This is a genomic window from Endozoicomonas sp. YOMI1, from assembly GCF_024606345.1.
Lineage (GTDB): Bacteria > Pseudomonadota > Gammaproteobacteria > Pseudomonadales > Endozoicomonadaceae > Endozoicomonas.
Map to the genome: position 1 here is coordinate 1 of NZ_JAHHPM010000491.1, position 16,065 is coordinate 16,065.

At 50.8% G+C, this 16,065-nt stretch carries 13 protein-coding genes; 9 read left to right on the forward strand and 4 right to left on the reverse strand.

Annotated elements, in window-relative coordinates; genetic code table 11:
* Positions 1-158 precede the first annotated feature (158 nt).
* From glpA to glpC, 3 genes are read left to right on the forward strand one after another with little or no spacing between them, the layout of a single operon-like run.
* Entirely contained in the window at positions 159-1,895 is a 1,737-nt protein-coding gene (gene glpA / locus KDK15_RS17325) for an anaerobic glycerol-3-phosphate dehydrogenase subunit A (protein ID WP_257296645.1), read from the forward strand.
* Positions 1,892-3,202, forward strand: coding sequence for a glycerol-3-phosphate dehydrogenase subunit GlpB (gene glpB / locus KDK15_RS17330; RefSeq protein WP_257296646.1), 1,311 nt, complete (start codon positions 1,892-1,894; stop codon positions 3,200-3,202). The genes glpA and glpB overlap by 4 nt, the downstream gene beginning before the upstream one ends.
* Positions 3,196-4,392 carry an anaerobic glycerol-3-phosphate dehydrogenase subunit GlpC gene (gene glpC / locus KDK15_RS17335; protein ID WP_257296647.1) on the forward strand — a complete coding sequence of 399 codons (1,197 nt, stop codon included), beginning with the start codon at positions 3,196-3,198 and terminating at the stop codon, positions 4,390-4,392. Before glpB ends, glpC begins: the two co-directional genes overlap by 7 nt.
* A 100-nt stretch (positions 4,393-4,492) precedes the next feature.
* Here glpC and speE read toward each other — a convergent pair whose 3' ends face one another.
* Together speE and tkt are read right to left on the reverse strand one after the other, a co-directional pair.
* A complete protein-coding gene (gene speE / locus KDK15_RS17340) occupies positions 4,493-5,368 on the reverse strand; it encodes a polyamine aminopropyltransferase (protein ID WP_257296648.1) in 876 nt (291 codons plus the stop codon).
* A 375-nt stretch (positions 5,369-5,743) separates the two neighbouring features.
* Complete coding sequence (gene tkt / locus KDK15_RS17345) at positions 5,744-7,741, reverse strand: transketolase (protein ID WP_257296649.1); 1,998 nt, start codon at positions 7,739-7,741, stop codon at positions 5,744-5,746.
* A gap of 355 nt (positions 7,742-8,096) precedes the next feature.
* Here tkt and KDK15_RS17350 point away from each other — a divergent pair, with 355 nt between their 5' ends.
* The gene (locus KDK15_RS17350) at positions 8,097-8,456 is read left to right on the forward strand and encodes a hypothetical protein (RefSeq protein ID WP_257296650.1); all 360 of its coding nucleotides are present in this window, start codon (positions 8,097-8,099) and stop codon (positions 8,454-8,456) included.
* 32 nt (positions 8,457-8,488) lie between these two features.
* Here KDK15_RS17350 and KDK15_RS17355 read toward each other — a convergent pair whose 3' ends face one another.
* Positions 8,489-9,922, reverse strand: a complete 1,434-nt coding sequence (locus KDK15_RS17355) for an NTP/NDP exchange transporter (protein ID WP_257296651.1) — start codon at positions 9,920-9,922, stop codon at positions 8,489-8,491.
* Positions 9,923-10,165: 243 nt separating this feature from the next.
* Here KDK15_RS17355 and KDK15_RS17360 point away from each other — a divergent pair, with 243 nt between their 5' ends.
* Both KDK15_RS17360 and metK read left to right on the forward strand, forming a co-directional pair.
* Positions 10,166-11,128: a metalloregulator ArsR/SmtB family transcription factor gene (locus tag KDK15_RS17360; RefSeq protein WP_257296652.1), complete on the forward strand. Its 963-nt coding sequence runs from the start codon at positions 10,166-10,168 to the stop codon at positions 11,126-11,128.
* Between the two features lie 148 nt (positions 11,129-11,276).
* A complete protein-coding gene (metK, locus tag KDK15_RS17365) occupies positions 11,277-12,440 on the forward strand; it encodes a methionine adenosyltransferase (RefSeq protein ID WP_257296653.1) in 1,164 nt (387 codons plus the stop codon).
* On the opposite strand, the gene KDK15_RS17370 is transcribed toward metK, so the two are convergent.
* Entirely contained in the window at positions 12,441-12,644 is a 204-nt protein-coding gene (locus tag KDK15_RS17370) for a hypothetical protein (protein ID WP_257296654.1), read from the reverse strand.
* A gap of 197 nt (positions 12,645-12,841) precedes the next feature.
* On the opposite strand from KDK15_RS17370, the gene ahcY reads away from it, so the two are divergent.
* From ahcY to KDK15_RS17385, 3 genes are all read left to right on the forward strand, one after another.
* Entirely contained in the window at positions 12,842-14,257 is a 1,416-nt protein-coding gene (gene ahcY, locus KDK15_RS17375; RefSeq protein ID WP_257296655.1) for an adenosylhomocysteinase, read from the forward strand.
* A 58-nt stretch (positions 14,258-14,315) separates the two neighbouring features.
* Entirely contained in the window at positions 14,316-15,176 is an 861-nt protein-coding gene (gene metF / locus KDK15_RS17380; protein ID WP_257296656.1) for a methylenetetrahydrofolate reductase [NAD(P)H], read from the forward strand.
* 160 nt (positions 15,177-15,336) lie between these two features.
* Entirely contained in the window at positions 15,337-16,062 is a 726-nt protein-coding gene (locus tag KDK15_RS17385; RefSeq protein WP_257296657.1) for a 16S rRNA (uracil(1498)-N(3))-methyltransferase, read from the forward strand.
* Positions 16,063-16,065: the final 3 nt, after the last annotated feature.

Here is a 16,065-nt window from a genome sequence, read left to right on the forward strand (position 1 = left end):
AAGCACAAGCGGCCTGTCTTTTTCGGGCAGCGGGCGGCGCTTTTTGTATGACCGGATGACAACTCGTGCCGTTCTGTTGATTTGTGTCATTTTCTGAACAATGCCGTTTATTTATAGTAAGCGTTGCGAATATAAACGAACATGTAAGAGCATATTCAATGAGGCAGATAGAGACCGACGTTGTCATCATCGGCGGGGGCGCCACCGGAGCGGGCGTTCTTCGCGACTGTGCTCAACGGGGAATGCGTGCCATCCTGGTGGAAAAGGATGATATCGCCAACGGTACCACCGGGCGTAACCACGGTCTGCTCCATTCCGGCGCCCGCTACGCAGTAACCGACCCTCACTCTGCCATTGAATGCATCCGTGAAAACCAGATTCTGAAGAAAGTGGCCAGCCACTGTATTGAAGAGACCGGTGGTCTGTTCATCACCCTGCCTGAGGACGAACTCTCCTTTCAGGAACAATTCATGACCGCCTGTACGTCTGCGGGTATACAGGCCGAGGCACTAACACCATCAGATGCTCTGCGCCTTGAGCCAAACGTCAATCCCAAACTGCTGGGCGCAGTTCGTGTTCCAGATGGTACTGTAGACCCTTTTCGTTTAACCGCTGCCAACATCCTTGATGCAGAAGAATACGGCGGTCGCCTTCTGAGCTATACCAAAGTCGTTGGCTTAATCATCAACAATGGCCGGGTACGGGGTGTACACTGCATCAATCTGAAAACCGGTGAAAAAGTTGATATCCATGCTCAGCAGGTGGTGAATGCTGCAGGCATCTGGGGCCAGCAGATTATTGAATATGCAGACCTTGCCATTCATATGTTCCCGGCTAAAGGCTCGTTATTGATTGTGGATTACCGCATTAATGGCATGGTGATCAACCGCTGCCGCAAACCCTCCGATGCCGACATTCTGGTTCCCGGGGACACCATCTCTCTTATTGGTACCACCTCTGAGAAAATTCCGTACACTGACATTGAGAATATCCGGGTAAACCCCGATGAGGTTGACCTACTGTTAGCTGAGGGTGAGAAACTCTGTCCGATCATGGCCAGGACCCGTGTACTTCGTGCCTATTGTGGTGTTCGTCCGCTGGTATCTCTGGGAGATGACCCATCGGGTCGAAATATCAGTCGAGGTATTGTCTTGCTTGATCACGGTGAAACCGATGCCTTGCCGGGTCTCATTACCATTACCGGCGGGAAGCTGATGACCTACCGGTTGATGGCGGAAATGGCGACGGATGCGGTGGCAAAAAACCTGGGCAACAGCAAACCCTGCGCAACGGCTATACGACCACTGCCCGGAGCTAATGGCAAACACACCGATATTTATGCTCCCCAGGTTTCTATCCCGGTATCAGGCTCAGCAAAGTACCGTCACGGAGAAAGAGCCACAAAGTTTCTTGCCAATGATAAGAAGCAGAATGCGGTCATCTGTGAGTGCGAAATGGTCACTCGCGGTGAAATCGAATACGCAGTCCATAACCTCAATGCCATGGATCTGGTTGACCTTCGTCGTCGGACTCGCATTGGTATGGGACCTTGCCAGGGAAAAATGTGCGCCTGTCGAGCGGCGGGTATTGTCAGCGAAATAACACACGACGATAACGGTGAACAAGCGCTGAACAGCGTGGGTGAGTTTATGCAGGAACGCTGGAAGGGAGTAAGGCCGGTGCTGTGGGGTGATGCGATGCGCGAAGCCGATTTGAGCTACTGGCTGTATAACAACCTTCTGGGCTACAGCCAGCTGGAACCCAATGACCCGGCACCGGTAAATGCCCAGAGAGTCAGGCCTTGCAATGTTTCTGTTGCGCACTCCGGGGACGAATCAAAGGCAGTGTCAAAGGAAGCGTCAAGGGAAGCTTCAAAGGAAGAGGTGGCCGCATGAAATACGACGTTATTGTTATTGGCGGAGGCCTTGCCGGTTTAACCGGCGCAATCCGCTGCGCAGAAGCGGGCTTGAAAACCGTTGTGGTCAGTGCTGGAGAGAGTGCCCTGGCCTTTGCCTCCGGTGCCATCGATGTGTTCGGCATTGAAAAAGATAATGCCCTCGTGGAATTTCCCTTTGCAGCAATCCGTCACCTGCCTTCCATGCATCCCTACCAGAAAGTGGGCACAGGATCTTTACAGCAGGCACTGACATTTTTTACCGGGCAAATGGCAGCAGCTGGCATCCCCTTGAACAATCATGGCCAGCAGAATCATGGCCGCCTGACAGCACTGGGAGCCATTCGCCCAGCCTGGTTGAGCCAGGAAGGCACAGTCAGCCTGCCTTTGCGGACGTCGACAGAAGACTTGCGTCGTGTTGCCATCATCAATATCGCAGGCTTTCGTGACTTCCAACCGGCACTGATGGCTGCTGGTATGCAGCAACAACCCGGATTCTGTGAAGTAGAGTTCATACTGGCGGATATCAAAACGGAAACCCTGAACATTAATACCAGAAATGCCTATGAGCTGCGCTCTCTGGAGTTATCCCGAACCCTTAAACGTGACCTGTTCAGCCAGCCTAATGGTATGAATATATTGTCGTCTGCTTTACAAAAAGCAGCAGGTAATGCTGATCTGGTGGTTATACCCTCCGTCCTGGCTGTCGAGGGTGGTAATGATCTGATCCGTCAACTTGAGACATTGACCGGCCTGCGTATTTGTGAAGTAGCGACCTTGCCGCCATCACTACCCGGAATGCGCATGGCCTCTGCCCTGAAGCAACGGTTTCGCCAGTTGGGCGGTATGTTCCTGGAAGGTGACCAGGTGCTTTCCGGTTGCTTTGAAGAACACCAGCTGCGCTCGCTGAAAACCAGACTGAACCCTGATATGCCAATATCAGCCAGCCACTATATTCTGGCCACCGGCAGCTTTTTCAGCCAGGGGCTGGCCAGCGACCGCCATCATATGACAGAGCCGGTTTTTGGCCTTGATGTTGAAACCTCACAAAGTAGAGATCAGTGGTCAGATAGTCGTTTTATGGATGGTAACCAGCATAATTTCAGCCACTTCGGCATTAACACCAATGAACAGTTAAACCCATACCGAAACGGTCAAAAGATCAATAATCTTTACTGCGCAGGCGCTGTGCTCAATGGTTTCAATCCGGTTCAGGAAGCCAGTTCCGGTGGGGTAGCCATCAGTACCGGCTGGTTTGCGGCAAACAGGATTATTGCAACGATGCCTCAGGCGGAAGAAACATGCTGAACATTATTGATACCAGCTTTGATAACTGTATTAAGTGCACCGTCTGCACAACCCGCTGCCCGGTCGCTGAAGTGAACCCGGACTACCCGGGTCCCAAACAGGCGGGCCCCGATGGGGAGCGTTTACGCATCAAAAATCCGGCGCTGTATGATGAAGCCTTGAAACACTGCACCAACTGCAAACGTTGTGAAGTTGTCTGTCCGTCGGGTGTGCAGGTGGGTACGGTTATTCAACTGGCAAAAGCCCGACACGATGGCTTCAAAAAAGGCCCCCGGGAATTTATTCTCAGCCACACCGATATGATGGGGTCACTGTCTGCATCCACGGCACCGGTCGTCAACATCGCCACTCAGCTGAAACCCGTTAAAAAACTGCTGGATAAAGTGTTGGGAATTGATCAGCGACAGACATTGCCAAAATACACCTATCAAACGTTTCGTCGCTGGTTTAAGCAGCAGAAAGCACAACAGACCCGCTTCGATCGTCAAGTCAGTTTCTTCCACGGTTGTTTCACTAACTACAATGACCCAACCGTGGGAAAACACTTGGTCGCAGTACTGAATGCCATGAATATTGGTGTCACACTGTTAAAGAAAGAAAAGTGCTGTGGTGTCCCGTTGATAGCCAATGGCTTCTTTGATAAGGCCCGCAAAAATGCACAACTGAACATGGGGCAGTTTGCCGACACATTAGCGGACAGTGAATGTGTACTGGCAACAGAACCCAGCTGTGCCATGACACTTCGGGACGAATACCCGGAAGTGCTTCATGTGGATAACCACGCCATCAGAGAACGTATTCTGTTTGCCGCCGCCTTTATTACCAGGGAGTTTGCCAAAGGCAATAAGCCGGGCATGAAGCCCCTTAACCTGCGGGTTGCCTATCACAGCCCCTGCCATCTGATCAAACAGGGAGGCGTGATTCATACCATGGAATTGTTAAACAGTATTCCCGGGCTGGACGTGATGATGCTGGATCAGAAGTGCTGCGGAATGTCGGGTACCTACGGCTTCAAAAAAGAGAATTATCAAACCTCCCGGAACATTGGCCAGGGTGTCTTTGACCAGATCGAAGCGCTTAATGTGGATTATGTGGTCACAGACTGTCAGTCCTGTAAGATGCAGGTAGAAATGAACACCGCTCATAAAGTAATGCATCCACTGACCCTTATGGCGCAGTCATTAATCTGAGCATTCGATATTTATGGAAGCTCAGCAAGTTGCCTTGGGAGGTACTCTCCCAGATAACCCAGGGCAGCATTAACACCCCCGGGAGGCTGCCCTGCTGCATTTACGCCATTGCTTCTGAAATAGCTGTTTCAATGTAGCGTGGCAGGGCGAAAGCGGCCTGATGAACCGCTGGAGTATAGTAACCCGTGGTAATACCGCTAAGAGCAAACCTTGCTTCGAGTTCGACCAGGGGGATATGACGGGCTTCATGGTCATCGGTGCCCCAGGCAAAGGTCATGATGCCACAGGCGTAGGTGGGAACGGCGGCGCTGTAAAAATGCAGGTCCGATACACAGCTGGCGAGACGATGGGCGGTGGTTTTTACCTCATTCAACTGCATAAACGGTACCCCATTTTGGGCAACGAAAATGCCTTTATCTGTCAGTAGTCGTTTGCATCCCCGGTAAAATTCAGAGGAGAACAAGACCTCCCCCGGGCCGATAGGGTCGGTGCAGTCAGAGATAATCACGTCGAAGCTATTGTCGGCGATCCCGGTATTGTTGACGAATCGGACGCCATCCTCAATCACCAGGTTAACCCTCGGGTCATCATAGGCTCCGGCGGAGTGATTCGGTAGCCACTGGCGGCAGAGATCGACCACAGCCCGGTCGATCTCCACCATGGTGACCTGTTCAACGGATTTATGCCTGAGCACTTCTCTGAGCATACCGCCATCACCACCGCCAATAATCAGAACACGTTTTACCTTGCCATGGGCCAGGATGGGCACATGGGTCAGCATTTCATGGTAGATAAACTCGTCTTTTTCGGTGGTTTGAATCACGCCGTCCAGGGCCATGATGCGGCCAAAGAACCGGTTCTCAAAGATGATCAGATGCTGGTGTTCGGTTTTATCTTCAAACAGCAGCCGGTCAATAGAAAAACTCTGTCCATAGCCTGAATACAGTGTTTCCTGATAAGTGTCTTCGCAGTGCATTGTTGCCAATCCTGTCGATAAATAAAAAAGAACCGCAAATACTCGTTGTATGCCGATGAATCTGTTGAATGGTGAACCGTTAGCCAAATGATTGGCAGCAGGCTTGATAGGTAAACGGCGTTTTACGGAGTATAAACTCTGGTTATCCCGAGTTGCCGCAAGGTGAACTCAGGGGAAATAAGACGACAGTATCTTGGTACATTTGCTCAGGCGTGCGCAGCTTTGTCTAAGGAACTGTCATTTAATAACGTCGACATTTCATTAAGCGCCACCCGCTGTCCGAAAAAGGCAAGCCGCTTGCGCTTTTGCAGCCAACAGCCAACAGCCAGAACGATGAGAGAACAGCCATCCCTCTAACGGGATGGCTGAATGGGATCAACCGAGCAGTTCTTCAGCGATTGTCACAATATTCTCAACGGTAAAGCCAAAGTATGGGAACAGGTCTTCTGCCGGAGCGGACTCACCGTAGGTGGTCATGCCAATGATGCGTCCATCCAGTCCAACATATTTGTACCAGAAGTCAGCAGCAGCGGCTTCAATCGCAATGCGTGCAGGTACTTCCAGGGGCAGAACGGACTGTTTGTATTCGGCGTCCTGGGCATCAAACACATCCGTTGATGGCATGGAGACCACACGTACTTTACGTCCCTGCCCGGAGAGCGCAGCCTCGGCGTTCATGGCCAGTTCTACTTCTGACCCGGTAGCCATCAGAATCAGCTCAGGCGTACCTTCACACTCTTTCAGGATGTAACCACCCCGTTCAATCCGGGCAACCTGCTCATCGGTTCTTGCCATGCATGGCAGACTCTGACGGGAGAAGATCAGGGCACTTGGCCCATCAACACGTTCGATCGCCTGTTTCCAGGCAACGGCAGATTCTACCGTGTCACATGGTCGCCACGCATTCATGTTCGGTGTCATGCGCAGGCTGGCGATTTGCTCAATAGGCTGGTGGGTTGGACCATCTTCACCCAGACCGATGGAGTCGTGGGTGTAGACCAGGATTGAGCGCTGTTTCATCAGCGCGGCCATGCGGACAGCGTTGCAGGCGTATTCCATAAAGACCAGGAAGGTTGCGCCATAAGGAATGAAACCACTATGCAGGGCAATACCGCTCATCATGGCGGTCATGCCGAACTCACGAACGCCGTAGAACAGGTAGTTGCCATCGGCATCATCACGCTTGATGCCTTTGGAGCCGCTCCACAGGGTCAGGTTGGAGCCCGCCAGGTCTGCAGAGCCACCAAGCAGTTCCGGGAGGATTGGGCCGTAAGCGTTGAGGGTGTTCTGGGAGGCCTTACGGCTAGCGACCTTTTCACCTTCCTGCTGGCAGGACTTGATATAAGCCGATGCCTTTTCGGCAAAGTCAGCGGGCAGGTCACCTTGCTGACGTCGGGTAAATTCTGCCGCAAGCTCCGGGTATTCGGCCTGATAGGCTGCGAACTTTTCATTCCAGGCGGTTTCTTTGGCGGTGCCGGCTGCTTTGGCATTCCACTGGCTGTAGATGTCAGCAGGAATCTCAAATGGAGCGTATTGCCAGCCGAGACGTTCGCGGGTCAGCTTGATCTCGTCATCGCCTAACGGAGCGCCGTGGCAATCCTCTTTGCCTCCCTTGTTGGGTGAACCAAAGCCGATAACGGTTTTGCAGCAGATCAGCGAGGGTTTGTCCTGTTCGGCGCGGGCGGCTTCAATAGCGGTTTTGATCGCTTCAGCATCGTGACCATCAACGGCTGGAATGACATGCCAGTTATAAGCTTCAAAGCGCTTGACGGTGTCGTCGGTGAACCAGCCTTCCACCTCACCATCAATGGAGATGCCATTGTCATCGTAAAATGCTACCAGCTTGCCCAGGCCCAGGGTTCCAGCCAGGGAGCAAACTTCATGGGAGATACCCTCCATCATGCAGCCATCACCCATAAAGACATAGGTATGGTGGTCAACAATATCGTGGCCAGGCTTGTTGAACTGAGCGGCCAGTGCCTTCTCGGCGGCAGCCATACCCACGGCATTGGCGATGCCCTGGCCCAGGGGGCCGGTGGTGGTTTCAATACCCGGTGCATAACCATACTCAGGATGACCTGCTGTTTTGGCGTGCAGCTGACGGAAGTTTTTCAGGTCATCAATGCTCAGATCATAGCCGGTCAGGTGCAGCAGGGAATAGATCAGCATGGAACCATGGCCATTGGACAACACAAAACGGTCACGATCCACCCACTCTGGATTAGCGGGGTTGTGATTCATATAGTCGCGCCACAGCACTTCAGCAATATCTGCCATCCCCATGGGGGCACCGGGATGACCGGATTTGGCTTTTTGTACGGCGTCCATGCTGAGGGCGCGAATGGCATTGGCAAGCTCACGACGTGAGGACATGGGAATCTTTGCTCCTGGGAATCCAGTCTGGTTAAATTCGCGCGCTAGTTTAACGAAACCTTCAGGATTCTTCATCCATATTGATTTACTGAATAACTCATTTCAGTTACAGAGAAATAATCTGTTTTTGCTGCATGTCAGATTGAAAGCCACAGGCGGGATGGACAACCATACAAGCCTATTATTGAAATGATTGAAACGCTGAACTATTGCCGGTGTGTGGTGTCACAGTCTGTACATTTTTTGTGCGTGAGGCTCTTGAATAAATTCTGGAGGTTTTATGAGTCCCTTAGCTGGTATCCAACCACTGCCCACGTATGGTTTTACCATGCCAGAATCAAAGGAGGAGATAGCTGTGGATAAGAAAGTCGTGTCTGTAGCATCAGAACATTCTTTGCCACAAAGTAACCAGAAAGCGTTATCAGGTTACGATATCAAGGTTAAAAGTAAAAAAAATGTCATACCTGCTAATACAGAAGGAAAAAAAATGCACGACGGATTTTGTGCAAAAAGCTCCATGGCAGGTAAATATCAGAATGACTCCAATATCTATGTCACTAAAAGAGATGATGAGAGGCATGACTACCGTCAGGATGGTCAGTGGTCCTGGAGTGCAACCGGCGTGAGAATTTCAGGCTATCCTCAGTGTCCTGTGCCTCGTTGTGTAGGCCATATTCCAGGAGGAGCAATGCTGATTAATAAGCATTGGATATAAAGATCAGCTTCACAAGCTGTCATTGAATTTTTCTATGGTTCCGTTCGCTCATGGTAATGCCTGCCCAAATGCTTGATAGCGACCAGCCATAAGGCGATGGCCAGTATAAAAGCCCCTGCCAGCCAGGACATGGCAAGGCTGAGTGAGCCAAAAAGGGTAATTAAAATCTGTTGAAAAAAAGAGCTGCCTGATTTACCAACCCGACTGACCACTAACTCAATAGCCGCTTTTCCCTTGTACTTTCTCTCAGCATCAAGAGGAATAAAAGTGATCTCTTTGGTGGTATCAAATAGCGTGTATTTTGCCGACTTGCCAAGGGCATGGCAGTACATGCCGACCTGTAAGCCGATCATGGTCAGATCTATATAACAGATACCGAAAAAGTTGACCTGTGATTTCTGAAACATGGCCAGGAGAAAAAAAGGCAGGGCCGTTGCTGTCAGAATGATGGGTGTTGCAAACGCAGCTGCCCACCAGCTGATGTTCAGCAGAGTCGGTGTCAGCAGACCACAAATAAGGCTTCCTATGCCGCTGATCATGGCCACCTTGCCCATAAACATCGAGTAGTCTGCCTCACTGGGGTACAGCTGAACCAGCTGGCTTTTCCAGGCCAGTTCAACCATGTTAATGGCGATGCAATAAGCCAGCATAACCAGCGCAATGCTGGCCAGGTACGGGCAGCGCAACAGGTATCGTGCGCTGGCCAGCAACGGCAGGCTGGTGGTGTGTGTCTGGTTGGTGGGATCTGTGGGGTTTTTCGGAGTTAACCGGTAACAGTATTCATTGAGCAGCAGAATCAACAGCCCAAAAAGCACGAACAGGAGTGATAAGATCTTCAGGCTCTCCTGCCAGCCTGAACCCGGTGCCAGGACTTCCCTGGAAACGCAGTAGTAAAGCAGAGGGCCTGAAATAATGGATGCGCTGCTGCCAATCATAGTGATCAGGGGATATTGCCGGGTGGCACTCTGGGCATTGTGGAAATCATTGACGGCTGTCCAGAAAAGGATACAGATGACTGCAGATCCCCAGAGTTCCGCCACCGCAAAGAACAGCGTCAGGGGCCAGTAATAGACCATGCCGACAATAAATTGCAGGTGTTCATGGATGAGTGGGGACAGCAGAGCCAGCGCCGCAGTGGGGGCAAAAGACTCCAGGTTTGGATAAATAACCAAGGAAAACAACGGCATCCAGATCAGAAATGGGATTAATGCAACGGCAAAGAGGGTACGTTTACTGAGCCGGTTAGCCAAAAAGCTGTAAGTGATTAAAAAAATGAAAGCGCTAGGCATGACGACGCTCAACTTGATGAAGGGAATCACTTCCGCGCCAAGCCGGGTAATTAGCAAAGACTCTTTCAGGTTCCAGAGTATGTCAAAGTTGAAGGTGCAGCAGGACAACATGGCAATTTGCAGATAAAGCATTGAATTTGAATTGCCAGCAACGTCTCTGGATAAAGTTTTAGTCATATGCAGCGAATTTCCTACCTCCCACTATTGCTTCCAGATTCTGATGCTCAGCAGGTTGCCTTAATTTGGATGCAGAATAATGCTGGATAAATATAGTGCAGAGATTAGCTCTCTTGTGTCTATTGATTGTATATAAAAATATTTTGATATAGATTTTGGCTCTTGCTAAAATTCCCCCGTTGGCAATACCCCAGTAAATGAGTCAAAGATTTACTGTACTGGTAACTTTGAAAAGGATGACTTGTGTTGACGGATGCTTTTGAGCAGTTGGCCACGGTGAGCAAAGCCAGTGGCGATGTTCTGAGATTACAAATTCTGAGAGTCTTGAGCACAGAGTCTCTCGGTGTGCTGGAACTGAGCGGTGTGTTTGCCATGCGTCAGCCAGCCATGAGTCATCATTTGAAGGTTTTGTCTCAGGCCGGGTTAGTCTCAACCCGCAAAGAGGGAAACACGGTTTTCTACCGTCGGGCCCTGCCCACATCTGCAGGGCATCTCGAAGGGGTGGTGCGCTCATTGTTTCAGGTTGTGGATGGTATACCGCTACCCGATGACCTTGCCGAACAACTTCAGGTTATTCGCCTGCAGCGTTCGGAGCTGTCCCAGGCCTTCTTTGCCCGAAATAGCGAAGAATTCCGTCAGCACCAGGAGCTGATTGCTGAGCACCAACTCTACGCTGAAACGGTGGCAGACCTTATTGAGACTACGGATTTTCCTGAACAGAGTCTGGCCCTTGAGCTTGGTCCTGGTGAGGGAAACTTTCTGCCAACGCTCGCTGGTGTGTTCAAGCTGGTCTACGCACTGGATAACTCGGAAAAAATGCTGAGTTATGCCCGGGCGCTGGCTAAACAGCATGGCATTGGCAATGTTACCTTTGTTCATGGCGAGATCCAGTCGCTGAACAACATGGCCGGCGCCTTTGACTGTATCGTCATCAATATGGTGCTGCATCATGTGCCCAGCCCCGCGGACATCTTTAACTGGTCTTCCCGACTATTGAAGCCCGGTGGGAGCCTGTTTATCAGTGAACTCAGCCATCATGACCAGAACTGGGTTAGAGAGTCCTGTGGCGACCTGTGGCTTGGTTTCAGTGCAGACGAGTTGGCTCAATGGGCGGATAAAGCGGGATTGATCAGCGGTGAATCCCAGTACCTGGGGCTGCGTAATGGGTTTCAAATTCAGGTTCGACGCTTCTTTCTTCCGGAATGAGCGATCTCGCGGAAATCCCGGAAAGACCGACGGCCTGGGCAGCGCTCTGCTGCGCAAGCTTTATTTCATGAAAAACGTTCTTCTGAAAATAACGTTCTTTTTGAAATAAAGGGGTGGAATAAATTTTTTTTAAGAGGATTAAACGGCTATGTCTGAGTATTCGCTATTCACATCGGAGTCGGTATCTGAAGGGCATCCAGACAAAATTGCTGACCAGATTTCTGATGCCATTCTGGATGCCATCATCAAGGATGACCCGGAAGCACGGGTTGCGGTAGAAACCATGGTAAAAACCGGCATGGTGATTGTTGCCGGTGAAGTGCGCACCACAACTTATGTTGATATTGAAGAGCTGGTTCGCAATGTCGTCACCAGTATTGGTTATAACCATGGAGACCTGGGCTTTGATGGTGAGTGCGTTGCGGTTCTGAATGCCATTGGCAAACAGTCCCCGGACATTGCCGTTGGTGTTGATGAAACCGATGAGCACGAACAGGGCGCTGGTGATCAGGGCCTGATGTTTGGTTATGCCACCAATGAAACACCGGTGCTGATGCCTGCCCCCATTTACTATGCCCATGAGTTGGTTAAGCGCCAGGCGCAGTTGCGCAAAAATGGTGTTTTACCCTGGCTGCGTCCTGATGCCAAGAGTCAGGTAACCATGCGTTACGACCAGAATGGTAAGGTTCAGAGTGTTGATGCCGTCGTGCTTTCTACCCAGCATTCTCCGGATGTCTCTCTGGATGACATTCGTCGTAAAGTGCTGGAGCAGATTATCAAGCCTGTATTCCCGGAAGGCTGGCTCCATGAAGAAACCAAATATCATATTAACCCGACGGGTATATTTGTGATTGGTGGTCCTGTTGGTGACTGTGGACTGACCGGACGCAAGATTATTGTCGATACCTACGGTGGCATGGCCCGCCATGGTGGTGGTGCGTTCTCCGGTAAGGATCCATCCAAGGTTGACCGTTCTGCCGCCTATGCTGGCCGTTATGTCGCCAAGAACATTGTTGCAGCCGGTTTGGCGGATCGTTGTGAAATCCAGGTTTCCTACGCCATTGGTGTTTCTGAGCCTACCTCTATTTCCATTAATACGTTTGGCACCGGTAAGGTGTCAGATGAGCGCATCGTTGAACTGGTTCGGGAATATTTTGATCTGCGCGCTGGTGGCCTGGTGAGGATGCTGGATCTCAAGCGTCCAATCTATCAGTCCACTGCAGCCTATGGCCATTTTGGCCGGGAAGAGGCAGAGTTTACCTGGGAGCGTACCGACAAAGCGGAACAGCTTCGCAAGGCTGCAGGCCTTTAATCATTCCGGACTCAGGGCAGTGGTAATGCTGCCCATATCCTGTTGTCGTGTATTTGTGGTACCCAGTAAATAACTGCGGCTATGTGAATCCGGTTCAAATTTGTCAATTCTATGCCTGCTGAAATGTCCTTTTGCCTGTTCTTTGGCGTTTCTGGAAGCTTCATTTTCGGGATCGGAAGTGTTGTTTAAACGAATGTATGGCATATATGCATTAGAGTTTGAAGTCTGCATGGTGGTTTAACGGTTATTAATCATTTGATTGTCAGGGCTTTATAAAGGACTTTGGATTTGAAAGTGCTGGCAAGAGTTCAAATACTTATCTATATCAAAATTAATTGATATAGGATGTTGCCGCTGCTAGACTTGAAATTTCGGATAATACGCAGAGTGGGACGTGGTTTATGAGTGCTAACCCTGATTTGACTGCCGATTTTCAGAGCTCCACCAAAGCTCAGGACTATCGAGTAGCTGATATCTCCCTGGCGGACTGGGGAAGACGTGAGATCCAGATTGCCGAGGGTGAAATGCCCGCACTGATGGCGATCCGGGCTAAGTACCGTGATCAGCAGCCGCTGAAAGGCGCAAAGATCATGGGTTGTATTCATATGACCATCCAGACTGCGGTACTGATTGAAACGCTGGTGGCGCTTGGCGCGGAAGTACGCTGGTCTTCCTGTAATATCTTTTCTACCCAGGATCATGCCGCCGCCGCGATTGCTGCAGCGGGCATACCGGTATTTGCCTGGAAGGGGGAGACAGAAGAAGAGTTCTGGTGGTGTATCGAGCAGACGGTCCTTGATGGTCACGGTAAGCCCTGGCATGCCAACATGGTGTTGGACGATGGTGGTGACCTGACACTGCTGTTACACGACAAGTACCCTGAACTGCTGGATAACATTCATGGCATCTCTGAAGAGACCACCACCGGGGTTCACCGCCTGCTGGAAATGCTGGAAAAAGGCACCCTGAAAGTACCGGCAATCAACGTCAATGATGCGGTCACCAAAAGTAAAAACGACAATAAGTATGGCTGTCGCCACTCTCTCAATGATGCCATCAAGCGGGCCACCGACCATCTGCTGGCGGGCAAGAAAGCGCTGGTTATTGGTTACGGTGATGTAGGTAAAGGTTCCGCCGCTTCCCTGCGCCAGGAAGGCATGATTGTGAAAGTGACGGAAGTTGACCCGATCTGTGCCATGCAGGCCTGTATGGATGGCTTTGAAGTGGTTTCACCCTATATCGATGGTGCTAACGATGGCACCGAAGCTTCTATCAACCGGGAGCTACTGGCCACCACTGACTTGCTGGTGACCACCACGGGTAACGTTCATGTCTGTGACCGCAACATGCTGAAAGCCCTGAAAAGTGGCTGTGTAGTTTGTAATATCGGCCATTTTGATACCGAGATAGAAACGCAGTTCATGCGTGACCACTGGGCCTGGGAAGAGGTCAAGCCTCAGGTGCACAAGATCGTCCGGGACGACGCTTGCAATGATCACCTGATACTGCTTTCCGAAGGGCGACTGGTCAATCTGGGTAATGCTACTGGACATCCGTCGCGTATCATGGATGGCTCATTTGCCAATCAGGCTCTGGCCCAGATTCATCTTTATGAAGCAGGGTTTGCTAACCTGCCTGCCGATCAAAAGTCAGAAAAGCTGGCTGTGACCGTATTGCCCAAGAAACTGGATGAAGAAGTCGCTGCCTATATGGTAGAAGGCTTTGGTGGTGTGATTACCCGGCTGACTCAAGGCCAGGCTGACTACATCAACGTGCCCGTTGATGGCCCCTTCAAGAGTAACGATTACAAATATTAAAAGTCTATTCGCTGGCTGATGTCTCTTCACCAGCCAGCTACCTCTGCTGGTGAATACCATGGCAAATACAATAACCAATAACACTCCTGTCAGCTTTGAATTCTTTCCCACTAAAACAGAAGAGGGTGCCCGGAAACTTGAGCAGAATGCGCTCAGTCTGGCCAGATACCAACCGGAATTTTTCTCGGTGACCTACGGAGCTGGTGGCTCAACTCGGGATAGAACCCTTGAAACGGTGCTGTCAACTCAGAACCAGACCCGCATAGCAACAGCGCCACACCTTTCCTGCGTTGGTGACTCCCGGGAGCAGATTAAAGCGTTGCTGGACTTTTACCGTGACCAGGGGGTTGAGCGTATTGTTGCTCTGAGAGGTGATCTTCCCTCAGGTATGGGGCATGACAGTGGTGAGCTGCGCTACGCCAATGAGTTGGTGGAGTTTATTCGCACTGAAACTGGGGATCATTTCCATATCGAGGTTGCCGCTTATCCGGAAGTGCATCCACAGGCACCCAATATGGAAAAGGATCTGGATAACTTCAAACGTAAGGTGGATGCCGGCGCGAACTCGGCGATTACCCAATATTTCTTTAATGCAGACAGTTATTTCTATTTTCTGGAGCGTACTCACTCACTGGGCATTGATCTCCCTGTGGCTCCCGGAATCATGCCGATCACCAACTATACCCGGCTGGCTCGCTTTTCGGATGCCTGTGGTGCCGAGATTCCAAGATGGATTCGTAAGCAACTGGAAGCCTATGGCGATGATATCAGCAGTATTAAACAGTTTGGTGAAGAGGTGGTGACCCGGCTCTGTGAGAAATTACTGCAAGGCGGAGCACCGGGTTTGCATTTCTATACGCTTAATCAGGCAGCCCCCTGCCAGGGTATCTGCGATAACCTGGGCATTTTGGTTGATTGATGTGGTGGGTTTTGAGTTGTGAGTTATGAGTTGTGAGTTGTGAGGGAATTGTGAATGGTATTATTATCCTTGTTAATTATTCCGTCATAACTCGTAACTCGTAACCCATAACCCATAACCCGTAACCCAAAACCATAACTCATAACCCCAGTACCTCCCCATGAGAAACCCACGTATTTATTCATCGCAGCCGCTTCAGGCTGACAGCTCCATTGAACTTTCCGAAAATGCCGCCAATCATGTTGGACGTGTTTTGCGCATGAGACCTGAAGAGCCACTGGTTCTGTTTAATGGTCAGGGGGGAGCCTGGCAGGGAACCGTAGAGAGCGTTAGCAAAAAGTCGGTTACCGTTTATCTTGAATCGTTTATCGAGGGTGATGCCCAGTCTCCCTTGACTATCGAGCTGGGTCAGGCACTCAGCCGCGGTGAACGTATGGATTATGCCATTCAGAAGGCAACGGAAGCGGGCGTCACATCCATTACCCCATTATGGAGTGAGCGTTGTGAGGTGAAGCTGAATGCAGAACGTTTGGATAAACGAGTCAAGCACTGGCAACAGGTGGCTATCAGTGCCTGTGAACAGTGTGGTCGCAATATCGTACCGACCATACATACGCCCGTTAAGCTGGAAGATTGGCTCACCACCCGGGTCACTGAGTTGAGCTTTGTGCTGCATCATCGAACCAGAGAGAAACTCAGTGGTTTTGCACAGCCAGGGTCGGTATCTCTGCTGATTGGCCCGGAGGGTGGTTTAACCGCTCAGGAAATTGAGTTGGCTGAGGGCCACCGTTTTAACCCACTGACATTAGGCCCCCGGGTGCTTAGAACGGAAACTGCACCTGTAGTGGCGATTACGCTGATGCAGTACCTCTGGGGAGATTACTAAATA